The organism is Algibacter amylolyticus, from assembly GCF_014202225.1.
In the GTDB taxonomy this organism is placed as follows: Bacteria; Bacteroidota; Bacteroidia; order Flavobacteriales; family Flavobacteriaceae; genus Algibacter_B; species Algibacter_B amylolyticus.
In genome coordinates this window covers 335,121-360,877 of record NZ_JACHGE010000003.1, presented here as the reverse complement: position 1 = coordinate 360,877, position 25,757 = coordinate 335,121, and the positions used below count along the sequence as shown (strand labels likewise).

Annotated in this window: 23 protein-coding genes; 15 read left to right on the top strand and 8 right to left on the bottom strand. The window is 32.6% G+C overall.

Annotated features, from left to right (window positions below; all coding sequences use genetic code 11):
• Window position 1: 1 nt before the first annotated feature.
• From HNQ90_RS09240 to HNQ90_RS09215, 6 genes are all read left to right on the top strand, one after another.
• Window positions 2–745 (top strand): ABC transporter ATP-binding protein, encoded by a 744-nt coding sequence (locus HNQ90_RS09240; protein ID WP_144117975.1) that lies wholly within the window; start codon window positions 2–4, stop codon window positions 743–745.
• Window positions 746–747: 2 nt separating this feature from the next.
• Window positions 748–1,968, top strand: a complete 1,221-nt coding sequence (locus HNQ90_RS09235) for an ABC transporter permease (RefSeq protein WP_144117974.1) — start codon at window positions 748–750, stop codon at window positions 1,966–1,968.
• A 6-nt stretch (window positions 1,969–1,974) separates the two neighbouring features.
• Complete coding sequence (locus tag HNQ90_RS09230) at window positions 1,975–3,012, top strand: sensor histidine kinase (RefSeq protein ID WP_144117973.1); 1,038 nt, start codon at window positions 1,975–1,977, stop codon at window positions 3,010–3,012.
• Window positions 3,013–3,015: 3 nt separating this feature from the next.
• A complete protein-coding gene (locus HNQ90_RS09225; RefSeq protein WP_144118046.1) occupies window positions 3,016–3,750 on the top strand; it encodes a LytR/AlgR family response regulator transcription factor in 735 nt (244 codons plus the stop codon).
• A 54-nt stretch (window positions 3,751–3,804) separates the two neighbouring features.
• Window positions 3,805–4,548, top strand: coding sequence for a hypothetical protein (locus HNQ90_RS09220; protein WP_144117972.1), 744 nt, complete (start codon window positions 3,805–3,807; stop codon window positions 4,546–4,548).
• A gap of 201 nt (window positions 4,549–4,749) precedes the next feature.
• Complete coding sequence (locus tag HNQ90_RS09215; protein WP_144117971.1) at window positions 4,750–5,373, top strand: DUF6515 family protein; 624 nt, start codon at window positions 4,750–4,752, stop codon at window positions 5,371–5,373.
• A gap of 90 nt (window positions 5,374–5,463) precedes the next feature.
• Here HNQ90_RS09215 and HNQ90_RS09210 read toward each other — a convergent pair whose 3' ends face one another.
• Window positions 5,464–6,159, bottom strand: coding sequence for a hypothetical protein (locus tag HNQ90_RS09210; protein WP_144117970.1), 696 nt, complete (start codon window positions 6,157–6,159; stop codon window positions 5,464–5,466).
• Between the two features lie 320 nt (window positions 6,160–6,479).
• On the opposite strand from HNQ90_RS09210, the gene HNQ90_RS09205 reads away from it, so the two are divergent.
• The 9 genes from HNQ90_RS09205 (at window position 6,480) to HNQ90_RS09165 (ending at window position 18,494) form a co-directional block, all read left to right on the top strand.
• Window positions 6,480–7,100 (top strand): MarC family protein, encoded by a 621-nt coding sequence (locus HNQ90_RS09205; RefSeq protein WP_144117969.1) that lies wholly within the window; start codon window positions 6,480–6,482, stop codon window positions 7,098–7,100.
• Between the two features lie 169 nt (window positions 7,101–7,269).
• Window positions 7,270–7,704 carry a phage tail protein gene (locus tag HNQ90_RS09200; RefSeq protein WP_144117968.1) on the top strand — a complete coding sequence of 145 codons (435 nt, stop codon included), beginning with the start codon at window positions 7,270–7,272 and terminating at the stop codon, window positions 7,702–7,704.
• A 2-nt stretch (window positions 7,705–7,706) separates the two neighbouring features.
• Window positions 7,707–8,195, top strand: a complete 489-nt coding sequence (locus HNQ90_RS09195) for a phage tail protein (protein ID WP_144117967.1) — start codon at window positions 7,707–7,709, stop codon at window positions 8,193–8,195.
• Between the two features lie 38 nt (window positions 8,196–8,233).
• Window positions 8,234–9,760, top strand: coding sequence for a phage tail sheath family protein (locus HNQ90_RS09190; protein WP_144117966.1), 1,527 nt, complete (start codon window positions 8,234–8,236; stop codon window positions 9,758–9,760).
• A 213-nt stretch (window positions 9,761–9,973) separates the two neighbouring features.
• Window positions 9,974–11,989, top strand: a complete 2,016-nt coding sequence (locus HNQ90_RS09185; RefSeq protein WP_144117965.1) for a hypothetical protein — start codon at window positions 9,974–9,976, stop codon at window positions 11,987–11,989.
• 4 nt (window positions 11,990–11,993) lie between these two features.
• Window positions 11,994–14,369 carry a hypothetical protein gene (locus HNQ90_RS09180; RefSeq protein WP_144117964.1) on the top strand — a complete coding sequence of 792 codons (2,376 nt, stop codon included), beginning with the start codon at window positions 11,994–11,996 and terminating at the stop codon, window positions 14,367–14,369.
• 248 nt (window positions 14,370–14,617) lie between these two features.
• A complete protein-coding gene (locus HNQ90_RS09175; protein ID WP_144117963.1) occupies window positions 14,618–15,913 on the top strand; it encodes a hypothetical protein in 1,296 nt (431 codons plus the stop codon).
• A 324-nt stretch (window positions 15,914–16,237) separates the two neighbouring features.
• Complete coding sequence (locus HNQ90_RS09170) at window positions 16,238–16,912, top strand: NAD(P)H-dependent oxidoreductase (RefSeq protein WP_144117962.1); 675 nt, start codon at window positions 16,238–16,240, stop codon at window positions 16,910–16,912.
• A 238-nt stretch (window positions 16,913–17,150) separates the two neighbouring features.
• The gene (locus HNQ90_RS09165; RefSeq protein WP_144117961.1) at window positions 17,151–18,494 is read left to right on the top strand and encodes a sensor histidine kinase; all 1,344 of its coding nucleotides are present in this window, start codon (window positions 17,151–17,153) and stop codon (window positions 18,492–18,494) included.
• A gap of 88 nt (window positions 18,495–18,582) precedes the next feature.
• On the opposite strand, the gene HNQ90_RS09160 is transcribed toward HNQ90_RS09165, so the two are convergent.
• From HNQ90_RS09160 to HNQ90_RS09130, 7 genes are all read right to left on the bottom strand, one after another.
• Complete coding sequence (locus HNQ90_RS09160; protein ID WP_172625924.1) at window positions 18,583–19,389, bottom strand: type 1 glutamine amidotransferase domain-containing protein; 807 nt, start codon at window positions 19,387–19,389, stop codon at window positions 18,583–18,585.
• 8 nt (window positions 19,390–19,397) lie between these two features.
• Complete coding sequence (locus tag HNQ90_RS09155) at window positions 19,398–20,558, bottom strand: iron-containing alcohol dehydrogenase (RefSeq protein ID WP_144117960.1); 1,161 nt, start codon at window positions 20,556–20,558, stop codon at window positions 19,398–19,400.
• Window positions 20,559–20,585: 27 nt separating this feature from the next.
• Complete coding sequence (locus HNQ90_RS09150) at window positions 20,586–21,584, bottom strand: NADP-dependent oxidoreductase (RefSeq protein WP_144117959.1); 999 nt, start codon at window positions 21,582–21,584, stop codon at window positions 20,586–20,588.
• A gap of 11 nt (window positions 21,585–21,595) precedes the next feature.
• Window positions 21,596–22,228 (bottom strand): NAD(P)H-dependent oxidoreductase, encoded by a 633-nt coding sequence (locus tag HNQ90_RS09145; protein ID WP_144117958.1) that lies wholly within the window; start codon window positions 22,226–22,228, stop codon window positions 21,596–21,598.
• A gap of 19 nt (window positions 22,229–22,247) precedes the next feature.
• Complete coding sequence (locus tag HNQ90_RS09140; protein WP_144117957.1) at window positions 22,248–22,910, bottom strand: NAD(P)H-binding protein; 663 nt, start codon at window positions 22,908–22,910, stop codon at window positions 22,248–22,250.
• A 1-nt stretch (window position 22,911) separates the two neighbouring features.
• Window positions 22,912–23,496, bottom strand: a complete 585-nt coding sequence (locus HNQ90_RS09135; protein ID WP_144117956.1) for a TetR/AcrR family transcriptional regulator — start codon at window positions 23,494–23,496, stop codon at window positions 22,912–22,914.
• A 187-nt stretch (window positions 23,497–23,683) separates the two neighbouring features.
• A partial coding sequence (locus tag HNQ90_RS09130) for a T9SS type B sorting domain-containing protein (RefSeq protein WP_183822320.1) occupies window positions 23,684–25,757 on the bottom strand: 2,074 nt, incomplete at its 5' end.

Here is a 25,757-nt window from a genome sequence, read left to right as displayed (position 1 = left end):
CATGAGTAAAGCAATCATTAAAATAGAAGATTTAAAACGAGAGTTTACCATGGGAACCGAAACGGTTCATGCATTGAGAGGTATTTCGTTTGATATTAAAGAAGGGGAATTTGTCACTATAATGGGATCTAGTGGTTCTGGAAAAAGTACGATGTTAAACATTTTAGGATGTTTAGATCAACCAACATCTGGAACTTATCAAATTGATGGTGTACGTGTAAAAGATTTATCTCGAAATGAATTAGCAACCATTAGAAACGAAAAGATTGGTTTCATTTTTCAATCGTATAATCTATTAGCAAGAACATCGGCTATTGAGAATGTAGAATTACCATTATTGTATAATAGCAAGGTTTCTTCCGAAGAACGCAGAAAACGGGCTATTGAAGCTCTAGAAAAAGTAGGGCTTGGTGAACGTTTACATCATACACAATCACAACTTTCCGGAGGGCAACAACAACGTGTGGCTATTGCAAGATCGTTGGTTAATAATCCGGTTATGATATTGGCTGATGAAGCTACCGGGAACTTAGATACACGTACGTCTTATGAGATTATGTCCTTATTTCAAGAATTAAACAAACAAGGTATTACCATTACATTTGTAACGCACGAACCAGATATAGCCACGTTTAGCAGTAGAACCATTGTATTAAAAGATGGAGAAATTATGCAAGATTATTTGAATAATAATGTGCAATCTGCGGCAAATGAATTAGCCAAATTACCTAAACAAGACCATTAATTATGAGACTATTAAATTTATTTAAAATCGCAACAAAAGCCATCGTTCTTAATAAAACAAGAACCTTGCTAACCATGCTTGGAATTATTATTGGTGTAGCATCTGTAATTGCTATGCTAGCCATTGGAGAAGGTTCAAAAGAAAGTATTCGTACTACTATTTCTGCCATGGGTTCCAACATGATTACTATAAAAGCAGGAGCAGACACAAGAGGAGGCGTGAGACAAGAAGCTAGTGTTATGGAATCGCTTACTTTAAGTGATTATAAAGCGATTAAAGCGCAATCTAATTTACTTAGTTACAGTACACCTGTAGTAGAAGGCAAAGGGCAGGTAATTAATGGTTCTAACAACTGGCCATCCTCAATTTATGGTGTAAATCCGGAATACTTAAGCATTAAAGTAGTCGATTTACAAAGCGGAAGTATGTTTACCGAAGCCGAAGTACAAACTGCTGCTAAAGTGGCTATAATTGGACAAACTGTGGTAGATAACATATTTCCTAACGGACAAGAACCGGTGGGACAAATGATTCGTTTTAATAATATTCCGTTTAAAGTGATTGGTGTTTTGGAAGAAAAAGGCGAAAACACCTTTGGTCAAGATCAAGACGATGTGGTTTTTGCGCCTTACACCACTGTACAAAAACGTATTTTGGCAATCGATCATTTAAATCAAATTATGGCCTCTGCAGTTAGTGAAGAAGAAGCACCAAATGCGGTAATAGAACTCTCTAGTATTTTACGAGAGCAACATAAATTAACAGATAGTGAAGATGATGATTTTCACGTACGTTCTATGGAAGAGCTAATTTCTACCTTTAGTTCTACGAGCGAAATGCTAACCATATTACTAGTTGCTGTGGCAAGTATTTCGCTATTAATTGGTGGTATTGGAATTATGAACATCATGTATGTTTCTGTTAAAGAACGTACCAAAGAAATTGGGTTACGTATGGCTGTAGGAGGAAAGGGTTCAGATATTTTAATGCAGTTTCTAATTGAGGCTATTTTAATAAGTATCACGGGAGGAATTTTAGGTGTAATCTTAGGACTTGGAGCTACTGTATTTATCGAAAAATTCTTAAATTGGCCTACAAGTGTGGCTATGTATTCCATTGTGATTTCTTTTGCGGTTTGTGCTGTAACCGGTATCTTTTTTGGATGGTATCCTGCGAGAAAAGCATCGGCTTTAGACCCAATAACTGCTTTACGTTACGAATAATAAATTATGTACAAGAATAAAACAATAACGGTAGTATCACATGTTTTGGTTTGGTTAACATTATTTTGTTTGCCTTACTTGTTGTCTTATGGACAAGAACAAGAAATTAATAGAGTAATTGCGCATTTTTGGATTCCTTTATTCTTTTCGGCAATCATCTTTTATTTCAACTTTTTTGTATTAGTAGATCGTTTTTTGTTTCCCAAAAAAACGGTTCAGTTTATACTAATTAATGCAGTGTTTATTGTATTCTTCTTGTTTTTAAAAGAATACATTGAAGATAATTTTTTTCAAGATATTTCAAAAAAACGACTTGAAAGTACGGAAAGAACTGGACCGCCATTTAAAATGGCGATTTACATACAATTGTTATCGTATTTAGCACCTTTGTTCTTTTCGGTGGCTTTAAAATCTACAAAACGTTGGGTTAAAACGGAAGCCGAACGTAAGGAGGCTATTAATTTTAAATTAAAATCTGAGTTACAGCATTTGCATTACCAACTGCAACCCCATTTCTTTTTTAATTCGTTAAACAATATTTATTCGTTAGTCGATATTTCACCAGATCAAGCAAAATCTTCTATTCATAGTTTAAGTAAGTTGATGCGTTATATGTTGTACGAAACGAATTTAGAAGTTGTACCACTTAGTAAAGAAATCGATTTTCTTAAAAAGTATATCGATTTAATGAAGTTACGAGTTTCTGATAAAACTGTGGTTAATTACAGTTTTCCTTCAGATGAATCTGGTATTCAAATTGCACCTTTATTGTTTATTTCGTTAATTGAAAATGCTTTTAAACATGGTGTTTCGGCAACTAAATCAAGTACTATTGATATTAATATGACTTGTGATGATAATACCGTTTTGTTTTCAATTGAAAACCATAATTTCCCGAAGAAAACAGACGATAAAAGTGGCTCTGGCATAGGTCTTCAGAATTTAGAGAAGCGTTTAGAGTTATTGTATTCAGATAAATTCAACTTTAAAAGTATTTTAAAAGATGATCGCTTTTTGGTCACTCTAAAAATTGAAACCAATTAAATGATGAGCAATACAAAAATAACATGTGTAATTGTAGATGATGAGCCAATGGCACTAAATTTAGTTGAAAATTATGTGCAAAAAACACCTTTTCTAGAACTAAAACAAAAGTGTAGTAGCGCTATTGAAGCTATGGAGTTTTTAAAAAACGCCCCTGTAGATTTATTGTTTTTAGACATACAAATGCCAGATTTAACAGGGCTGGAGTTTTCTAAAATGTTACCAAAAGAAACCCGTGTTGTTTTTACAACTGCGTTTGACCAATATGCTTTGGAAGGCTTTAAAGTTGAAGCTTTAGACTATTTATTGAAGCCCTTTGACTATGCTGAGTTTTTAGCAGCAGCCAATAAAGCAAACACTTGGTTTGAACTTAAAAAAGGAAAACAACAAAATGTAGTTTCTGAAGCAAAAGAATTTCTTTTTGTAAAATCGGAATATAAACAACTGCGCATTAAACTCGCAGATGTCCTGTATTTTGAAGGTTTAAAGGATTACATTAAAATCTGGTTAAAAGACAACCCGAAGCCTATCTTAACGCTTATGAGTTTAAAATCGTTAGAAGCTGAATTACCAGAAACGCAATTTATGCGTGTACATAGATCGTTTATAGTAGCCTTAAAAAACATAGATGTTATTGAGCGTAGCCAAATTATAATTAACAAGCAACGCATTACGGTTTCGGAACAATATAAACCTAAGTTTTTAGAGTTTATTAATAGCAATTCGCTTAACTCATAAAGTCTAAATTTTGTAGTATAGTTTACAAGAATCATTCTTTTTTTTAGTCTTTACATGAAATTATTACGGAAATTACGCAGGAAACTTATGGATGCTCGTAAGTTTAAATCCTATGCACTTTATGCACTAGGAGAAATTGTACTTATAGTTTTTGCTGTTTCTATAGCTTGGAAAATAAACGATTTAAATGATATTAGAATAAACAACTTAGAGGAGGATAAAATCTACATTAATTTAAATGAAGAGTTGGAAACTAATTTACGATTAGTTAAACGTATTATTGAAGAAGACAGCCAAAAAATAATCTATTTAGAAAACACCTTAAACTATATTGGTAAGCGTGGTACAGAACTATCCAAATCAGCTAAAGACAGTATAATTAATATAGCAGATCCAACGTTTGACTTACAAGATAGTTCAATCAATTCCATAGTTAGTACAAGTAAATTAGAAACCATTGAAAGTACTAAGTTAAAAGACTTAATAGCTTCTTACTTAGCTAAAATAGAACTATTTAAAAGTGAGGACGCTCAAGTTAAAACTATTGTTTCCAATAAGATAAAACCTATTTTAGAAAAACATATTTCGTTGGTTGATTTACTACCAGATAACATAAAATACAATCACGTAAAAGTACATGCTGTTGGGTCTAATTATACAGCATTACTATCTAATAAGGAATATCAAAATAGTGTTATCGATCGTTTATTACGTACCCAAAACCGCTTAGCTCTCGCTAGAACAATTCGTAGTAAAACGAAAACCTTAATAAGTCATTTAAATCAAGAATTAAAATAGTGTTTCGCTACTCTATATGCTCTGGATCAATTGTTTTTAAAGTACCTCTTCTATAAAACCTTCCAATTGGTAGATACAATTCCAGTTCTGGTCTAGTTTGGTTTCTAAGCAAAAATAATCCGAATATCTTTAAACTATTAATACTAAGAAACGTCTTAGATAATACATGAAAAGTAAGTTAATTATTTAAAAACAAACATTATGAAAACATTTATAAAAACATTCGTATTACCTTCATTATTTATAGTAGCTATTTCTACTCAAGTTTCAGGGCAAACCCGCAGAAGTTCTACTACTAATGCTAACAAAAAAGTGACTACTACCACAAGAGTTACAACAACTAAAACAACAACAGCGCCTAGATCAACAGGTAGAAGGGTTTCAAGTACTAAGGTTACTTACAAAACCCCGAAAAAGAAAGTTGTTTCGGTAAGAAGTGTTCCCAACAGAACAGTTATAAATCATAAAGGGCAAAATTATTATTACTCGAATAATAAATACTATACACAATCTAGAGGGCACTATGTAGTAATTCCTCCAAAAGTAGGTTTTAGGATAAATGTACTGCCTTCAAACCATAAAAGGGTATACTTTAATAACCGCAATTACTTTAATGCTGGAGGTATATTTTATATACAAACAAACAATCAATATGAAGTGGTGGAACCAGAGGTAGGAACGGTAGTTTATGAGTTGCCAAACGATTATGAAAAGGTTGTAATTGATGGATTAACATATTATGAATACGCAAATGTACTATATGAAAAAGTACAAGTTAATGGTGCTAGAGCTTACGAAGTAGTAGGCATCATTGAAATAAATTAGTTTGATTTGGTTTTTTAGTTAAAAGGAGGATGACTTAAGGGTTATCCTCTTTTTTATTGCCTTTTTTTAGACTTATTCGACTATTAATTATTATTGGTTATAATAATCTTGTGGCTTTTTAGGTTTAGTTTTAGTAATGAAAATCATGAAAAGATAAATGGAAATGAAGTGTGAAATAATAATTATAACTGTAAAGGTTTTGTTGTAATAAAAATATTCATTTATAGGTGATAAGCCAATATGAAAAATGGATGAAATTCCGGAGCCTAATAACACAGTACCATGTTGGTAGTTATTTTTCAAATAAATTTTGGCAACTACTGCAGCATAAATAAGTAAACAGCAGGCGCATAAAATCATATAAAACAGGTTGCTTTTTGGCATATAATCAATAAGTAAAGCAACCACCGAATAGATGGTATAAACAACCAATAAAGCGCCAATGGATACAGATATTGAAATTGAATATTTGGCTTTTATAATGTACTTTTTAAGGATTAAGCAGTAAAATATTAAATAAGAAGACGTGAGTAATGTTAGTATTTTAAAGTAATTATTAAAACCATAAAATGAAAAGAAATTAACACCAATTATGGCTATAAGCGCAAGTATAAATAGAGGGTCTGCGTTTTTTTTGGTGGCATTAATGTATTTTAAAAGTATGGTAACCACAACTAATGGAGATGCATATAACAAAGCTTTACGATCCAAGGTTATGCTAATTATAAGGCATACTGCAAAAGCTATGTAAAACAACAAATCATAAATATTAGGTTTTATTTTCAATCTAATTTAGTTTAAAATTCCTACTTATTCAAATATAATTAATTTACTTGTTATAGTTACTAGTTAAGTTCTTTTTATATTTAAAATTGAAGTTGTTTAGCAAAATATTACAGATAAACGATAATTATAAGTAAACAGAGATAGTATTAAAATTTTATCAAAACTTTAATACTATCAATACATAAAATACATCTACTTTTGCGCTCTTATTTTTTAATTTGAAATAAATTAGTTTTAAAGACTTAAAAAACATTTTATTATAACGTATATGAAAGAAACTTTAAAACGTATTATTACTTTACAATAAATTTTTGCATAACATGGATAACTTAGTTACATTCTCAATAACCGTATTTACAGCTTTTTTTGCTATTACGAACCCGATTTCTAATATGACGGTTTTTGTTTCGTTAACTCAAGGTGCCGATGCGAAAACAAAGCATGATATAAATAAGAGGTCAAATTTAATAGCCTTTATTATTGTTGCAGTTTTTGTGCTTTTAGGTAAATATATTTTCGAGTTATTTAATATTAGTATTCCTGCCTTTAAAATTACAGGTGGTATCTTAATATTTTTTATTGGGTTTGATATGTTACAGTCTAAAACATCCAATGTTAAAACCATTGATAATGTAAATATAGACGAGAATATTGCTGTGTCGCCATTAGCAATTCCAATTTTAGCAGGTCCTGGCACTATTGTAACAGCTATGAACTTCGTGGCTAATGTTGAAACTATTCATATTTTTTTAGTGATTGCTATTTTTGGTTCTATGAGCTTGTTAACCTATTTCACCTTTCGTTTAAGCGACTGGATTGTTAAAATGGTTGGTAACAATGTCATTTCTGTAATAGGAAAAATTATGGGACTTATTATTGCCATTATCGGAACAGGTATGATTATTCAAGGTATTAAAATTTCATTTAATTTAATGGCTTAGTATCAAGCAGATTTTTTAAAAAAAATGCCACATCTTTAATTGGAATGATCTTTTTGTACTTCACTTAATTTATTACCGATTTAATTATTTGTTAGATAGTATTCTAATACTCGTGTTAATTTTTATTACCTTTATAAACAGGAGGTTATAAATTTTAAATTCGATTGTTATGAGTAATGAACCCGTAGTAAATTTTCATTTTAGTGTTGATTTTAGTGATATGATTGGTGGTTTTTCTGAAATAAGTGGTCTTAAAGCCAAACATGAAATTTTAGAATATAGAAGTGGTGCAGATCCGACTTATAGTCCAATTAAAATACCAGGACTAAAAAAGTATTCGAACATTGTATTAAAACGAGGTGCATTAAAAGACGATAACACAAGTTTTAGTTGGTTTAATAATATTGGATTAATTGTTGAGAAACGCGATATAACAATAAAGCTATTAAATCATCAACACGAACCAAGTATTGTTTGGAAAGTTAAAAATGCATGGCCTATAGAAATTAATTTCTCCGAACTCAATGCGCTAAAAAGCGAGATTCTTATTGAAACTTTGGAGTTGGCGCATGAAGGTTTTATAATGGAACGTTTAGGTAATTAGTTATGGCAAAAATTAACTATCCTCCATTAAATATGCACTTTGCTGTTCATTTTCACAGTAAGACACTTAGTAACGATGTTAGTTTTCAATCGGTTCAAGGACTTCAAGCTCGAATTATTGAAAACGAAGGCAAAAAGCAGGTTAAATATGATAATCTTGTTTTAAAACGTGCTTATCAACCGGATTCTAATTTAGTGGCTTGGTGTATGGATGCTATTAATAACAATATCAAACAAGCCACAAACTTAACCGTTAATTTGCTTAATGCCGACCATGAGATTATAAGTGGCTGGCAAATAGAAAAAGCCTTACCTGTAGCTTGGGGTGTTGAAGAACTTCATGCCCAAGACACTAAAATATTAATAGAAACCGTAGAGCTAGAATATCAACGTTTTAAGGTTCTAAATAATAAAGGAGAAGTTATTGCACCTTTTAAATTATCGCCAATAAAATTACCATTTATCCCTATTTTAAAGAAGCCTAAATTATAGCACAAAATACTATTTAAATTAAAGTAAATATGTAAATAATGGCTGCAATTTTACGATACCCAGGAGTATACATTCAGGAGCAAAACTCTTTGCTTCACTCAATTTCAGATTTACCAACTGCTGTTCCGGCTTTTATTGGCTACACTGAAAAGGCTTCAATAAACGAGGAATCCGTATTAAATATACCTACAAAAATCAGATCTTTTGCTGAGTATGTTAGCGTATTTGGAGTAGGTTTTAATTCTAAATTTGATATTTTAGATCCGCTACCAAATGGTTCTGGTATACCTATTAAAGTTAAAAGTGGTAAAAAAGTAGTGGATTATGTGCCTAATCACAAAGCGTATATGTTTCCAAGTATAAAGCTTTTTTACGATAATGGAGGTAAGGACTGCTATATTGTTTCGGTAGGAACTTATGGTGATACCTCATCTGTTACTGCTGATGCTGATGATTTATTAGGTACCAAAATCGTAAATGGCAATATTTTAGAAGGTGGCTTAAATGCACTCAAAAACTATATTGAGCCTACCATTATAGTTATTCCAGATGCTGTAAATCTGCCTTCGGTGCAATGCTATCAAGTTTATCAAGAGATGCTAAGCCACTGTTTCGAAATGGGTAACCGTTTTGCTGTTTTGGATATTCATAATGGTTTTCAAAAACAAATAGTAGGACAAGCAACTACTGATGTTATTACACATTTTAGAGGGCAAATTGGGACTCAAAATTTAAAATTCGGCGCTGTATATTATCCATGGTTAGAAGCGAATATTGATAGGAGTGACCCCACTTTCCTAGATATTAATCTTCAATTAGATGAGTTAAAACAATTATTACCAGAAAATAGAGCCAACGATATAATTGATGAACATCTTAAAATAAATGATATTACAGCAGATATTAAGCATAACCTGCATATAGCGTTGTTATCCGTTTGCTTAACATATAAATCCATTATTAAAGCTGTTAAGGTTTTAAAAAACCGTATTCCTCCATGTGGCGCCATAGCAGGAATTTATGTTGCCACAGATAATAACAAAGGTATTTGGAAAGCTCCTGCCGGCGTATCTGTAAATTCTGTTATAAAACCAACGGTACAATTATCTAGGGTAGAACAAGAGCTTTTAAATGTCGATGCTGTTTCAGGAAAATCTATAAATGCGATAAATTATTATACAGGTAGAGGCACTCTTGTTTGGGGTGCGCGAACTTTAGCTGGTAATAGTAATGAATATCGTTATGTAAGCGTCCATCGTACCATTCTTCATGTAAAAAAATCTATTAAAACAGGTTTAAAGCCGTTTGTTTTTGAACCGAATGATACTACTACATGGGGTGCTGTTAAAAACATGATTTCGAATTATTTAAAAGCGCTATGGCGTGATGGTGCTTTTGTTGGTTCTCAGCCAGAGAAAGCATATTTTGTTCAAGTAGGTTTAGGACAAACAATGACTGCTCGAGATATTTTAGAAGGTAAAATGATAATTTTGGTAGGCGTTTCAATTATCAGGCCAGCAGAGTTTATAATTTTTAGGATAGAACAAGATATGGAAGAATCTTAATATGAAATCTTTATATTTTGACAAGCAATAGCCTAGAAACGAGTTTTAAAACACGCCATTAAATTATTTTCCCTATATTTATTACAACCATTTTAGTGGTTAGTTTTCCTAATAGCAATTACAATAGCACAGTTTATGTTTTTCCCTGTATGGGGTATTTTGATTTAAAACAATGTCAATATATAAACTATTGTATAACCAAACCAACTTATTATGAAAACCAAGCTATTCACTTTTATCCTTTTTTCTTTATGTAATATTCTTTTTAGTCAAGGCAGCAATGATACAACAGTTGCAGAAGAGCAAAAATCAGAGTCACAAAAGGAACCAATTGCCGAAGCAGAAAAGCCTAAGGCTCAAACCAAGTTAACGTTAATAAAGACACTTAAAATTGAAGATTCCATATTTGAATTTAGAATAGACTCTAAAGACGCTACATTCGACATGCAAATTTGTAAATCGGATGATTGTAAAAAGTCTGTTGAATATCTAAAAGATATGGATCCCGAAACTTTTGTTTTTGCGGTAAAATTGAATTTAAAAAACGAATTTGGAATAGATTTAATATCAGAATCTTCACCTGTAGGAACACAATACAATGATTCTATTCAAAAAATTCTTGAAAAAGTAAAGACTCATGATGAAAAGGAAATTCGTAAAGAACTTTCAGAAGCTAAAAATATTTTAAGAAGTATTGATACAGCTGAAGATAATTACTCGGGCCAATTAATTCTGAATATCGATAAGAATATACCTTATCAAATAACGCATTATAAACTAAAGTTAAAGAAGTTAAAAGAACAGCTAAATGAGGAATCTTTAATAAATAATAACATTCAAAATTTAAGCACAAAAGATGAAGCCGCTTTTATGGCTTTAGATAGGGAATCGACCATGTACCAATATTTAATCATTAAAGCTGAAGAAGGAAAAAAAGCTTTTATTGAAGATGAAACTATAAAGGAAATATTTAAAAATACCACTTTGGTGTATTATCAAGTACTATCGCAACGTACCGAAAGCAGCAAGTATTGCTGTAAGGATTTCAAAAGTGAAACATCGAACGGAACGGGAAATTTAAAAGTAACGTCTGCAACGGTCCAATTTTTTAATAACAAGGCTGCAACAATAAAAATTAGAGCAGAGCTAAATGAAAGCATAGATTTAATTTTTATTAATTCAGAGTTTTCTGTACCTATTAGATATTTTAATATTTACGGAAGTAGAGTTTCTACATTTATGCCAGAAAAAGATGTTTTTGGTCAAAGAACAAAAATAGAGATAGATTACAATGATATTTTCGATTTTCTAAATTATAAAGATTCATATAGTTACTCAGTCGCCAACGATAAAAAGGTTTTATTTAAAACAGAAGGCAAAAGTACACATAAAGTCAAAATAGAAGAAAGACGCTTTTTCGATTTTTTTACGGCTATAATTTATTCAGATCTTATGGGGTTTAATACCGAATCTCCAAATTCTTTAGTTAATGCTCAAGCGAGAATATTAATGCCATTAAATTTAAGAAATATATCGAAACTTACTCCCATAAGGCAGTTTACAGCGGTTACAAATTTTTCAATGCAAAATAGCTTCGATGACGAAAACCGGTTTATAAATATTAAAGATGAAGAGCAATTTAATAATTTCGATTTATTGCGAAAAAACAATTTATATGGTAAACTATCTTTAGAAGTACTAACGCATGAAGCCAAAGGTTTTTTTACAAACATAGGACTTGGTTATAGCGCTGGCTTTTATAGAACTGGTTTTAAATTAACTAATATTGTAGATAATGAAGAAGATAAAATCTTTACCAAACAACTATTTTCTGTTGCTCACGGCCCTTATTTAAATTTTGAAATAAGACCACAATCTAATTTTGGTGCAGATATTACATTTAGTCTAGAAGATTTAAATTATGCTGGAGATGATACCATTAATGAACTTTCTTTTTCAAAAACTTTACTATCAAATACAGGTAAAGACCATTTTTTATCTATGCCATATAATATAATTAACCTAGAAGCTAACTTCTATTGGCTTACTAATCCAAAAACTTCTGTTGGTGGTGTATATGCAAAATTAGGTTCTTATTTCCATACCGATACAAATAGTATATACCCTCAATTCATGGTAGGATACGCCACTAATTTAACTTCATTTGTAGATAAGTTTCAATCAAAAAAGCCCATACCTGCAGAGGAGGAGGAAACCAAAAAGAAATAGATATATGGAAACTAACCATAAAAATAAAACAAGTTTTTCTCAATGGCTTAAATACTTAATACACGCCATTATAAAACATGCATTTCCTTTAGTATTTGTTTTTGTTCTATTTGTTATTTTCAGAATGCCTCACCTAAGTGATCTTACAGTTGTAATCATACAGCTACAAGACCATAACGATTTTATAGTAATGCCTATTTTTTATACGTCCATTTTAGTAATGGGCTTACTTATTAGTTACGGTAATTTAATTAAAATTGAATCAGTTAAAAAGAGTTTTAAAGCTGAAGCTGATGGCAGCATAGCATCTAAAGACATTAGGCTACGCAGAAAAGTTGTTAAAGCCATTAACCCTAAGGATTCTAAAGAAATAAGCATTGAAAAAAGTAATGTTTCACCAAATCCCAATAGTCAAATTCACAATAAAATCATTGATGAGTTGACCGAAGATCCTAAAATTTATGTGGAAAGGATGTATACCAAAATACTAGGTATTTTTATGATTTTAAGTATTACCTTTTCAGTAGAAAACACCTACTACCACTTGTTTGGCGAGTATATAACCTTTAAGTATTTCTTTTTATTGTTAACCCTTTTTTTAGTAGCAATAACAAACCCAAGACTCGGCATGTTCCTAAAGGGGGTTTTAAAATGGAAATCGAACAGAAAGTGGTTACCCATAATTATAGTGGCCATTTCCTTGGCTATAATTTTAATACTAGGTTTTGTAAACATTGGAGGCACCGAACAAGATATTAAAAATTTGTTCTGGTCTATGGCCTGTTTAAGTGTATTGTTTTTTGTTTTTAGTATTTCGTATAACGAAAAAATTCTCTGGTTTAAGGAAAACTATGGCATTCCATTGGCCTATCTTTTTACATTTAGTATGGTGCTTATGTATATTGTAATGCTTATTGATCCGGAATTACATTATTTAAAATACTTAACACCAATGGTTATAATTATGGTGTGTATTATTGGGCAGTACACCATTTTTTTAGGACTAAATTTATATGGCAAAAGAAAGAAATGGCCCATTTTAACAATCGTATTTTTTGGTTCTATTTTAATGACCGTTTTTGTGGCAAAAAGTAATTGTTTTACACATTATGAAGTTAGTACTGTAGATTCAGAAAACATTCATCCAGACAGTCGTTTAAACCTTGAAACTTACGTAGATCAATACATTTTAGAGCGAAGACAAGACATTTTAAATGCTACTAATAAAGCGCCATTTCCTATTGTTTTAGTTTCGGCAGAAGGCGGAGGTTCAAGAGCAGGTCTTTGGACTTTTTTAGTACACAGTTATTTATATGGCAAAAATGAAAATTATTTTAAGAAACACCTTTTTTCTATAACAGGAGCTTCGGGAGGTAGCGTGGGTAGTAATATGTTTTATATTCAGGCGTATGCTAATAAAGACAACTACCAGAACAATCTATTTTTAGCACAAGAAAGCGATAGTATTTTAAACGAAAACGATTTTTATTATAAGGCTAGCGTATTTTATCAAAAAGACTATATTTCTTCGTCTGTTGCAGGACTTTTAGGTAGAGATATTGTGGCAAGTATTCTTCATTTAAACTTTTATCTAGACCGAGGAAAAATAACAGAAACCGAATGGGAAGCCACTTTCGATTCCTTGTTTAATGTGGGTTTACTAAAAAGACCGTATTTAGACATTATGCCTAAAAAAGGGGGTACATTTACTCCACCTATAATGGTAACTACAACCACCCATGTGCAAACAGGGCAGTTATATCTAATGAGTCCGGTTAAGTTTAATACCACTAAACCTCGCGAGTCGGGATTTAACGATCTGCTCTCAGAATATGCAAAAAAGAATGAAAGCTCAAAAATGATAAAACGATCGGCTGCCATGTTGTTAACCGCTAGATTTCCTTATTTAAGCCCAAATGGTCGGGTTTCTGGCATTGGACAATTTGGCGATGGCGGTTATTACGACAATATTGGAGGAACCGTTACCAATTACCTTGAAGCGGCACTAATAAAAGGTTTAACTAAGGATTCGCTTTTACAAGGGAAATACAAAATTAAACATCTTATAATTACTAATAATAGCGAAGCAGAAAGCAAAAACGAAGCGATAGATTATTACAGCCAGCTTACTTCACCAGCTCAAATGGCTGTTAATGCTATATTTGCTCACGCCGATGAGTTTATTAATTCTCATCCAGACTGTTATCGTATAGAATCCAAACGAACATCCTTACCAAATCCTGGAAGTGATACATTATTCAAACCTTTAATACCGTTAGGTAGATATTTAAGCATCGATGCAGTAAGATCGCTTGAAGAACGCCTAAAAGATCCTTCAGAGGTTGTAAAAAAACTAGATAACCTTTTAAAATTTGAGTAATAACACATTTCTTGTTTTCCAAAAAAGGCTATTATCTACACTTTTATATTATCAGGAAAAACCCTGAAAAATCAAAAGGTATTTCCCTTATTAAAAGGATGAATTTCCTCTTGATAGTGCGTGTCCTAGCCACTACATTTGTTTCCTCACATGATTATTAGCTAAAAACATATCGCGCTAAAAAGCTGCCGCGAACTATGAATCATTAACCAACCAGTTAATGCAGCCTAATTTTTAAATCATTTATTATGAAAGTTGAAAACAAGAATGGGTGTTGTCCGGAATTACCAGACGGCAAAACATGTGATTACTTAGATTTTGTGTACCGCTTAACCCATTACACCGATGTAAAGTTGGACAACCAATCGCAAAGAGTACCTGTTGAAGTAGCACTACATGTAAGGGTTGAAAGATGTTCGGGCCCTTTACAGTTAGGTAATTTAGTGTACAGTACCACTTTATTACCAGGAGAAAAAGTGCGCTTATACACACAAGATCGTCGCTCCAGATTTTCTTTTGATAGCGAAACTCAATTATCCTACAGACATGAGCAATCTGCAGAAGAACAGTATTATTTAGACTCATACGAGAAATTTATGTCCGATTTGGATAGTCGAGAAGATATTAATTCCAGTACATCCAATAGTGGAAGCGCTAGTACTGATGCCTCTACAAGCGGACTTCTAGGAACTATAGTAAATGGTCCATCTGCAACAATTTCTGGTAGTTTTGATGCCTCTTCAACTAAAGATTTTATGCGCGAATTAAGCATTCATGCCGAGGCGAGCCATAATAAATCCATACAAATGACTCGAGAATCGAGCGCTATTCAGGTAGGAGAAGTATCTACTAAAACCCATGCCGAAGGAGAAAGTGAAAGTCATGTAGAAAGCAGTAGTAGAACCTTCCATAATGAAAATAGATGCCATTCGGTAAGTTACTTGTTTTATCAAGTAGATAAACAGCAAACTACAAAAGTAAGTATCAAAACTATTAAAACTCGTGTTATTGATCAGGCAACACCTAGTAGCGTGGTAAATAAGCCAATTTTAACAAATGCAAAACTCTCTGTAGTGCCAACAGCAGTTTTAGCGACTTCAAGTAAACTACCTGAAAAAATTAAAGAAATAAAAGCCATTAATAACGATAATAACTTACGCTATTCGGCTGCATATGTAGCATCTAACTCAAGATATAGTGTTATTCAACCGCTATCAGAAAACGTTCGTGTAAAAGCATTAGAAAACGTTAAAAATAATTTGATAGCAGCAAATATATTAACCAAAGACGGTGGAACTACAGAACAAACCATTGCCGAATTTTCCTTTGAGTATAAAACTTCTATTCCTACGGCAGGTGTTGTAGTAAAAGGCTGTTTGGATAGTTGTAATGTTTGTGAAGAGGGCTTAATGGAAGAAATAAAGTTAGATCTTGAACATAAAAAACTTCGAAATAAATTGTTGGAGAAACAAGTAGAACTACTAGAAAAATCTCAGGAATACCGTTGTTGCCCTGTTGATGAGGAATTAGATGATGAAGACTAGAATCATCAATTAAATAACAAAATGGCATATCTATTTTATAAATAGGTATGTCATTTTTTAAAGCATTTATTTAAAATTCCTTTTATAATCACTTATAAAAGCCCCCAATCTACTATTTGTTAAATTAGTAATGTATCCTAAATGTATAAAGCTATACTTTTTATAGTTTATTTTTTTATTTTTAATTAATTGAGAATCAGTGTTTTTATAAATCATTTTATACTATCATTTTTGACCGTTATTGCAAGATTTAAATACTATATATACTTTTGTCACTATAAAAGTTATAGTATAAAAAAAACTCAATTAAAAAGTAATAGAATAATGAGTACACCAAATATCCAAACAGAAGACATTTTAAATGCATTTGAATTTAGACATGCAACAAAAGAATTTGATCCTACTAAAAAGGTTTCAGACAAAGACATTAATTTCATATTAAAAACAGCTAATTTATCGCCAAGTAGTTTTGGTTTCGAGCCTTGGCATTTTATAGTAGTTCAAGATCAAGAATTACGCGAATTATTAAAACCTGTAGCTTGGGGAGCACCTTTAAAGTTGGATACGGCAAGTCATTTTGTATTAGGCTTAAGTATGAAGGCACCTATGGTAAAGCATGATTCTGAATACATTATGCACATGATGAAAGATGTAAAACAATTACAGGAAGATGTTATTGAAATGTATTCAAAATTTTATAGAGAATTTCAAGAGAATGATTTCGATTTAGATACCGATAAAAAATTATTCGATTGGTCTTCAAAGCAAACTTATATTGCTTTGGGTAATATGATGACGTCGGCCGCATTAGTAGGTATTGATAGTTGTCCTATTGAAGGGTTTCATCAAGAAAAAGCAGAAGCGTTATTAAAAGAAAAATTTGGTGTGGATACCGATAAATATGGATTATCTTTTATGGTGGCTTTTGGTTACCGAAAAGAAGATCCACCACACGGAAAATCTAGAAGAAATTTTGAAGATATTGTAACATGGAAATAAGGATTAACCTATTAACATGCATTTATAAAATTAAGAAGCCACTACTAAGTGGCTTTTTTCATTAAACATATAATCAAACCAGCACAGCTTTAACTTTAATAAAAACTAAAATATTAGAATAAGCTATTTGGCTAATATATTACGATGAAATAAAACCATTTCATTTTCCTATTAAAAATGTAAATATTATATTCGTTAGCAGCAAATAAGCTCCTTTTATTAAAATGTAAATAGTCGAATGCAAAAAGATAATCTAAACACAGACAGTAAAAGTTCAGAACCAACCCAAAACGCTATTAATTTAGATTCAAAGCAATTAGAGAAAGATAAAATTATAGAAAGGCATTTACGTTTTCAAGACTTATTAATTAGTATTTCTACAAAGTATATTAATTCAGATTTATCAGATATTGATAAATTAATTAGCGAATCATTACAACAAATAGGGGAGTTTGTCCAATCTGATAGAAGTTATATCTTTTCTTATGATTTTGTAAACAATACATGTTCTAATACTTACGAATGGTGTGCTAGTGATATAGAACCTGAAATAGATAACTTACAGAATATACCTCTAGATTATATAACACATTGGCTAGAGTCTCATAAAAAAGGGGAAGCCTTTTACGTAGAAGATGTAAGCCTTTTAGAGGAAGATGGCGAGTTTGGTTTACGAGCTATTTTAGAACCTCAAGGCATAAAAAGCTTAATTACCATTCCTAAAATTAAAAACAACGAATTAATTGGTTTTATTGGTTTCGATTCGGTTAAAAAACTAAATAGTTATTCTGAAAACGAGCAGGACATCCTTTTTGTTTACGCGAATATGCTTGTTAATGTTATTCAGAAGAAGGAATATGAAGCTCGTATAAAAGCACAAGAAAAGAAAAAGGAAGAATTATTAAATAGCTTGTCTATTCAAAACGAAGAACTTAATGAATATGCACATGTTGTATCGCATGATTTAAAAGCGCCATTAATTAATATTCACACATTAGTGAGTTGGTTTATGAGTGATAATAAAGACGTTTTAGATAAAACGGCCTTTAAACCTTTGGAACAAGTGTTGTTTAATGTGGAAAAAATGGATTTTTTAATAAAAGGCATTTTAGACTATTCTACCATTGATAAACTAGAACAGGAGGATAAACTAGTAGATTTTAACTTAATTATAAATGAGGTATTACAAACCATGTTAATACCAGAACATATTAAAATTAGTATTCAAGAGGATTTACCAAGTGTATTTGGAAATACTTGGAGATTTAAGCAAGTATTTCAAAACTTAATTCAGAATGCTGTAAAATATTGCGATAAAGATAGTGGCTTGGTAGAATTAGGTTTCGTTGAAAAGGATGAAAACTACGAGTTTTTTGTGAAAGACAATGGTATGGGAATTAATACCGATTATTTTGATAAAATTTTTAAAGTCTTTACGAAATTGGAAAGTACAGGGTCTTCTTCCGGAATTGGACTATCCATTGTTAAAAAGATAGTAAGTTATTACAAGGGTACTATTTGGGTTGAAAGTAAAGAGGGTGTGGGTTCTACGTTTTACTTTACCATTTTTAAAAACGATTAATTATACTTTTTTAAATAAGATTAAGGCGCAGAAAATTAAAAAGGTTATCCAAATTGGATAACCTTTTTAATTACATCATATACTTAGCTTATTTTAGAGCTTCAAGTAATTTTTCTGCAACTAACTCTGATGATGCTGGATTTTGTCCAGTAATTAAATTACCGTCTTGAATAGCGTAAGCCGACCAATCTTCCTTTTTAGAGTAAATACCTCCATTTTCTTGAAGCATATCTTCTACTAAAAATGGAACTACATCTGTTAAACCTACGGCAGCCTCTTCGCTGTTTGTAAATCCTGTTACTTTTTTACCTTTTACTAAAGGTGTTCCATCGCTATTTTTTACGCCTTTTAAAGCTGCGGGTGCGTGACATACAAATGCTACTGGCTTTTCTTGAGCGTTAAATTTTTCAATTAAAGCAATTGAAGTTACATCGTTAGCTAAATCCCATAGCGGTCCATGACCTCCAGGATAAAATACAGCATCAAAATCATCAACATTCATATCAGATAATTTGTTTGTGTTAGCAATTTTAGCTTTAGCAGCATCGTCTTTATCAAAACGTTCTGTAGCTTCCGTTGCAGCATCTGGCGAGTCACTACTTGGATCTATTGGAGCAGCACCTCCGTTAGGTGTAGCAATTGTAATATCCACACCTTTATCTAATAATGTGTAATACGGGTTTGCAAATTCTTCAACCCAAAAACCTGTTTTTTTTCCTGTATCTCCTAGTTTATCGTGAGATGTTAATACAAATAATACTTTCATATCTTTTTCTTTTTTTAATTCTGTTTTTTCTTCTGAAACGTTTTCAGAAGGTGTTGTGCTTTTTGTGTCTTTACAACTAGAAGCTGTAATGATTGTAAGCGTTAAAGCTATTGTTTTTAAAATGTTCATTTTTTTAACTAGTATGCCATTTTTACTATTTTTTCAACTTTGTCTGGCGATAAAGATTGGTGTTCTCCTAAACCTGTCCACCCGCGATCTGTAAATCGTTTTGAAATTTCTTCAGCAGTTCCTTCATAGTCTTTAGTGTAATCCGATAGTTTTGTATCGATTCCTAATTCATGGAAAAAATCTACTGTTTTTTCAATAGCAGCATAGGCTTTATCGTCTGTGCTACCTTCGGTAATATTCCAAACACGTTCACCATATTGTGCTAATTTTTCTTTTTTAGCTTCAAAATTAAACTTGTAATGGCTAGGAGCAATTACAGCTAACGTACGTGCATGATCGATACCAAATAAAGCTGTTAATTCGTGACCCATAGCATGAACCGCCCAATCTCCAGGAACTCCTTTTTGGATTAATCCGTTTAAAGCCATAGTACAACTCCACATAAAGTTTGATGCCGCTTTGTAGTCCGTTGGATCCTTAATAACCGTTGGCGCTATTTCCACTAAAGTTTGTAAAATACTTTCTGCAAAACGATCTTGTAACAATGCACCAATTGGATACGTCATGTATTGCTCTAAAACATGTGTAAAAGCATCTGTTATGCCATTTGCCAATTGGCGTTGTGGTATAGAGGTAATTACTTGAGGATCTAAAATAGAAAACTCAGGAAATAAACCAGGTCCACCCATAGCCAACTTTTCTTTAGTTTCTGCCCTTGTAATAACGGCTCCAGAATTCATTTCAGATCCTGTTGCTGGTAAAGTTAAAACCGTACCAAAAGGCATACCTTTTTCTGTTCTAATATTTTTAGTTAAAATGTCCCATGGTGTGTCGCCGTCGTAAACTGCTGCTGCAGATAAAAATTTAGTTCCATCAATTACAGAACCACCACCAACAGCTAATAAATACGTAATGTTTTTATCTTTTATAACCTGTAACGCTTCCATTAAAGTCGCATATTCTGGGTTTGCAGGAATACCTCCAAACTCGGTAACATCTACCTTTGCTAAAGCTGTTTTAACTTGCTCGTAGATACCGTTTTTCTTAATACTTCCGCCACCATAAAGCAGTAATACTTTAGCATCTTGAGGGATTTCTTCTTTTACTTTTTCTATAGTATCCTTTCCAAAAATAATTTTGGTAGGGTTTTTTAATTCAAAATTGTTCATCTTCTTTTTCTTTTTAATTATTAAAATCTAAATTTTAACTATCATTTTTCCTTTGTTTTTACCTTCAAATAAATCGATAAAAGCACTTGGAATATTATCAAAACCTTCAACAATAGTTTCGGTGTATTTTAGTTTTCCTTCTGATAACCAACCCGCTAATTTCTGAATAGCTTCTGGAAATTTTTCAGCATAATTAGAGACTATAAACCCTTGCATTAAGGCGCTGTTTTTAACTAAAAACGGCTGTACACTTAAGCTGGTAGGTAATTCGGTTTCATTATAAACCGAAATAGCACCGCAAATTATAATACGCGCAAAACGGTTAATATTAAATAGTACAGCATCAGAAATAGGTCCGCCAACATTATCGAAATAAATATCAACGCCATTTGGTGCTAATTTTTCAAGGTCAGCATTAATGTCTTTACTAGTGTTATAATTGATACCTGCATCAAACCCAAATTTGTCTTTTAGCATGTCAATTTTCTCATCTGTTCCAGCAATTCCAATAACGTTAAGCCCTAATATTTTTGCTATTTGCCCAACAACACTACCAACTGCTCCAGCAGCTCCGGAAACTACAATAGTTTCTCCTGCTTGTGGCTTTCCTATTTCGTTTAAGCCTAAATAAGCGGTTAATCCTGTCATTCCTAAAACACCTAAGTATGTGCTTAAAGGCGCTTTAGAACCGTCTACTTTATTTAAACCTTCACCATTCGAGATTTGTTGCGTGCTCCAATTTAGCATACCAGAAACATAATCGCCTTCCTTAAAATTTTTGTTTTTTGAAGCGATTACTTTTGCTACAACACCAGAATGTACTGGTTTATTAAGCTCGAAAGGAGGTATGTATGATTTAGCATCGCTCATTCGACCTCTTAAATAAGGATCGACAGAAACGTAAGCGGCCTCTAAAAGTATTTCGCCTTCAGAAATTGTAAGCTCAGAATCTTCAGTAACAAATTCAAAATTTGATACTGTAGGTTTTCCTTGTGGTCTATTATTTAATAAAATGGTCTTTCTCATAGTTGTTATTTTTACTCTATTACAGTTATAAAATCTTCCATAGGTTTTCTAACCTTTACAAGACTTGATAACCAATCTTCATCTTCATTTCTATAACCTAATGTTAGAAACATGGTGCTACGTAATCCTTTTTCGCGTAATCCTAAAATTTCGTCTACAGCATCTGCACTAAAGCCTTCCATAGGCGTACTATCTACTTTTAATTCTGCTGCAGCAACCATTGCTGTTCCTAATGCTATGTAAGCCTGTTTTGCAGCATGGTTAAAGTTTTCTTCGGCGTCCTTTTGCGGATACGAATTAAGTAGTTGTTGTCTGTAGTTTTCCCAACCTTCGTTTTCAAATCCACGAATTTTGTTAGTTAAATCGAACATATAATTAATTCTATCTGCCGTATAAGTATCCCAAGCAGCAAAAACGAGTAGGTGAGAGCAGTCTGTAATTACAGATTGGTTCCAAGCTACCGGTTTAATTTTTTCTTTAATATCTTGATTTTTAATAACAATAATTTCGAAAGGTTGTAAACCACTTGAAGTTGGCGCTAAACGCGCCGCTTCCAAAATACGTTGTACTTTATCTTCGGCTACTTTTTCACCATTCATTGCTTTTGTAGCGTATCTCCAATTTAACTGATCTAATAAATTCATAGTTTTCAATTTTTCTATTTTAGTTTTTTGTAATTCTTTTAATATCGGTTGAAGTAATAATGACTTCGGCATGACTTGTACTGTTAGCCAAATTTATCATGGCTTGAGCAATATCGTTTGGTTCTGTGATTTTATATTGCTCTAATTTACCTTTAAATAAAGGCTGAATCACTTTAAAAATGGTTAATCCTATTTTCTCTAGTGTTCGCCTTTCATTGCGCTCTCCACCAATTAATGATGGTCTTAAAATAAACGTGTTTCTAATATTTTGTTTTTGAACATCTCGTTCCATTTCGCCTTTTATTTTATTATAAAACACGGAGCTATTTGGGTTTGCTCCTAAGGCAGAAACCACTAAAAACGATTGAATATTATTTTCCTTTGAAAGCTTAGCAGCTGTAACAGGAATGCCATAATCTATTTCTTTATAATGGTCTTTATCGGGTGTTTTTGCTTTAGTTGTTCCAATGCAGCAGTATACTTCATCTGCAGTAAAAACGGCTCTAAATTGCTCTAGATTTAATAGATTACCTATAAACTGTGTCACTTTATTTGGTAAACCCTCTATTTTAGATCGAGAAAATAATTTGATACTTTGGTACTTATTATCCGCTATTAATTTTTCCAATAAAATGCCTCCCGTTAATCCAGTTGCGCCTAAAATAATTGCTGTTTTATTCATGTTATTTACAAACTTTTATACTGCTCCAAGCAGATTGAAAGGCCTCTTCTAAATGGGTTTCGTCTAATTGAAAAGCACCACGTTTTTGATTAATCATTAAAAATGATAACGGGTTTATGGAATAGGCGTATAATAGATAATTAGACAAAGGTTTAATAATACCCTCTTTTTTTCCACGTTCCCAAAGTTCGAGTAGAGGTTGTAAGTGTTTTATGCCTTCTTGTCTACTAGGTTCATCAATCATTGGTGTATTATCACATTGGGCTAAAAACATAGCGTGCTCAGATTCTTTTAGTTTAAAATCTGCAATACGTTTCCAGATGTGTTCAAAACCAGCTTCAACAGATAATGTGGTATCAAAATCGTTAAAAGCATATTTGGTGTATTCTGCTTTTACATCAATATAAGTTTGATTTACCAAATCTTGTTTGTTCTCAAAATATAAGTATATAGTTGCTGGCGATACATTGGCCATTTTAGCAATTTTACTCATAGGCGTAGCATGGAAACCATTGTTGTTTACTAGCTCTATGGTTGCTTTAACCAATGCATTACGTTTATCTATACTTTTTTGAAGTTTTGCCATTTCGTTCTAAATCTCATACAAAGATATAAAAAAGTGAACGTTCATTCTTTTTTTTAACAAAGATTTATAAAAAGCATAAATTTGGTGATAGATATAATTATCTCATTCCATAAATAGAAATGATTTTAGTACTTTACATACCTTACTAAAAACAACTAGAATCGAATAGAGCAGTGGACCCTATTAATTAACGCTTTAATGAAAAGTGCCCACGAATTTGCTTTCCAGATTGCAATACTATTACAAACCAATAATCATTAACAGGCATTTCGTGGCCTTTAAATAAACCGTCCCAACCCCGAGAATTTGTGTTAGATTGATTGATTAGTTTACCGTATCTATCAAAAATTTGAATATATTTTATACGCTTTGAAGTATCGGTAACCTTCCAAGTATCATGGTAACCATCGTTATTAGGTGTGAAATATTTAGGTATACTAAATTGAATTAATTTGATTTGAAACGGAAGAGTTTTTTCTAGACAACCATTAACATCATGAACATAAAGGCTATAAAATCCTTCAGGTATATCTGAAAAGTGGTTACTGGTTTGATAATTATAACCATCAATTGAATATTCGTAAACTATCGATTGATTAACCATATTAACCGTGAGATCTTGTTTTTCAATTTCTAAATTATTTTCCGATAGAGAAAAGTCTACAGTTTCATTAATAGTTATTTTAAATGAAGATTCATCAAAACAGGTTCCGTTTTCCGTGTAAATAAAAATAGTTTGAGACGTCGTAATGCTATCGCCTGCGTTAAGCTTTTTACCTGTTCCTTGAGTTGAAGAAAAGTAATTACCAATGGTTAGTGTTGGTAGTATATAACCATCGCAAACTGTTGCACTTTCTAGTATATCTACAGGAGCAGGTTGTATTCCTGTTATGTTCCAATTACAGGTAGTGTTATTGAAAGTTGCGGTTTCCCAGCATGCTGTTGATGGCTGAGTAGGTTGCGTTCCCGTTATATCCCAAGTACAAGTTGTGTTGTTGAAAGTTGCGGTTTCCCAACATTGTGTTGTTGGTTGAGTAGGTTGCGTTCCTGTTATATCCCAAGAACAGGTTGTATTATTGAAGGTTGCTGTCTCCCAACACTCTAAATCAGTTGGCATTGGATCTTGTATTCCTAATACTTCCCAAATACAGGTTGTGTTGTTAAAAGTTGCGGTTTCCCAACATGCTGTTATTGGTTGAGTAGGTTGTATTCCTATTATATCCCAAATACAGGTAGAGTTATTGAAAGTTGCTGTTTCCCAACATGCCGTTGTGGGTTGAGTAGGTTGGGTTCCTGTTATATCCCAAGTACAGGTTGTGTTATTAAAAATTGCTATTTCCCAACATGCCGTTGAGGGTTGAGTCGGTTGCGTTCCTGTTACATCCCAAGTACAGGTTGTATTATTGAAAGTTACTGTTTCCCAGCATTCTGTTGTGGGTTGAGAAGGTTGTGTTCCTGTTATATCCCAAGTACAGGTTGTGTTATTAAAAATTGCTATTTCCCAACATGCCGTTGAGGGTTGAGTCGGTTGCGTTCCTGTTACATCCCAAGTACAGGTTGTATTATTGAAAGTTACTGTTTCCCAGCATTCTGTTGTGGGTTGAGAAGGTTGTGTTCCTGTGACATCCCAAGTACATGATGTGCTATTGAAAGTTGCGGTTTCCCAACACGCAGTTGTTGGTTTAGTAGGTTGTGTTCCTGTTACATCCCAAGTACAGGTTGTGTTATTGAAGGTTGCGGTTTCCCAACATTGTGTTGTTGGTTCAGTAGGTTGCGTTCCAACTGTGTCCCAAGCACAGGTTGTATTGTTAAAAGTTGCCGTTTCCCCACACGCAGTTGAGGGTTTAGTAGGTTGCGTTCCTGTTACATCCCAAGTACATGTGGTGCTATTGAAAGTTGCGGTTTCCCAACATTGTGTTGTTGGTTCAGTAGGCTGCGTTCCTGATATGTCCCAATTACAGGTAGTGTTATTGAAAGTTGCAGTTTCCCAACATGCCTTTGTGGGTTGAGTAGGTTGCGTTCCTGTTACATCCCAAGTACAGGTAGTATTATTGAAAATTGCAGTTTGCCAACATGCCGTTGTGGGTTGAGCAGGTTGTGTTCCTGTTACATCCCAAGTACAGGTTGTGTTGTTAAAGGTTGCAGTTTCCCCACACGCAGTTGAGGGTTGAGTAGGTTGCGTTCCTGTTACATCCCAAGTACAGGTAGTATTATTGAAAATTGCAGTTTGCCAACATGCCGTTGTGGGTTGAGCAGGTTGA

Coding starts and splice junctions, on each gene's coding strand:
- HNQ90_RS09240 (WP_144117975.1), top strand. CDS start 2: ATGAGTAAAGCAATCATTAAAATAGAAGATTTAAAACGAGAGTTTACC.
- HNQ90_RS09180 (WP_144117964.1), top strand. CDS start 11,994: ATGGAAACTAACCATAAAAATAAAACAAGTTTTTCTCAATGGCTTAAA.
- HNQ90_RS09140 (WP_144117957.1), bottom strand. CDS start 22,910: ATGAATAAAACAGCAATTATTTTAGGCGCAACTGGATTAACGGGAGGC.
- HNQ90_RS09175 (WP_144117963.1), top strand. CDS start 14,618: ATGAAAGTTGAAAACAAGAATGGGTGTTGTCCGGAATTACCAGACGGC.
- HNQ90_RS09220 (WP_144117972.1), top strand. CDS start 3,805: ATGAAATTATTACGGAAATTACGCAGGAAACTTATGGATGCTCGTAAG.
- HNQ90_RS09230 (WP_144117973.1), top strand. CDS start 1,975: ATGTACAAGAATAAAACAATAACGGTAGTATCACATGTTTTGGTTTGG.
- HNQ90_RS09155 (WP_144117960.1), bottom strand. CDS start 20,558: ATGAACAATTTTGAATTAAAAAACCCTACCAAAATTATTTTTGGAAAG.
- HNQ90_RS09160 (WP_172625924.1), bottom strand. CDS start 19,389: ATGAACATTTTAAAAACAATAGCTTTAACGCTTACAATCATTACAGCT.
- HNQ90_RS09200 (WP_144117968.1), top strand. CDS start 7,270: ATGAGTAATGAACCCGTAGTAAATTTTCATTTTAGTGTTGATTTTAGT.
- HNQ90_RS09225 (WP_144118046.1), top strand. CDS start 3,016: ATGAGCAATACAAAAATAACATGTGTAATTGTAGATGATGAGCCAATG.
- HNQ90_RS09150 (WP_144117959.1), bottom strand. CDS start 21,584: ATGAGAAAGACCATTTTATTAAATAATAGACCACAAGGAAAACCTACA.
- HNQ90_RS09215 (WP_144117971.1), top strand. CDS start 4,750: ATGAAAACATTTATAAAAACATTCGTATTACCTTCATTATTTATAGTA.
- HNQ90_RS09195 (WP_144117967.1), top strand. CDS start 7,707: ATGGCAAAAATTAACTATCCTCCATTAAATATGCACTTTGCTGTTCAT.
- HNQ90_RS09165 (WP_144117961.1), top strand. CDS start 17,151: ATGCAAAAAGATAATCTAAACACAGACAGTAAAAGTTCAGAACCAACC.
- HNQ90_RS09235 (WP_144117974.1), top strand. CDS start 748: ATGAGACTATTAAATTTATTTAAAATCGCAACAAAAGCCATCGTTCTT.
- HNQ90_RS09190 (WP_144117966.1), top strand. CDS start 8,234: ATGGCTGCAATTTTACGATACCCAGGAGTATACATTCAGGAGCAAAAC.
- HNQ90_RS09170 (WP_144117962.1), top strand. CDS start 16,238: ATGAGTACACCAAATATCCAAACAGAAGACATTTTAAATGCATTTGAA.
- HNQ90_RS09185 (WP_144117965.1), top strand. CDS start 9,974: ATGAAAACCAAGCTATTCACTTTTATCCTTTTTTCTTTATGTAATATT.
- HNQ90_RS09205 (WP_144117969.1), top strand. CDS start 6,480: ATGGATAACTTAGTTACATTCTCAATAACCGTATTTACAGCTTTTTTT.
- HNQ90_RS09135 (WP_144117956.1), bottom strand. CDS start 23,496: ATGGCAAAACTTCAAAAAAGTATAGATAAACGTAATGCATTGGTTAAA.
- HNQ90_RS09145 (WP_144117958.1), bottom strand. CDS start 22,228: ATGAATTTATTAGATCAGTTAAATTGGAGATACGCTACAAAAGCAATG.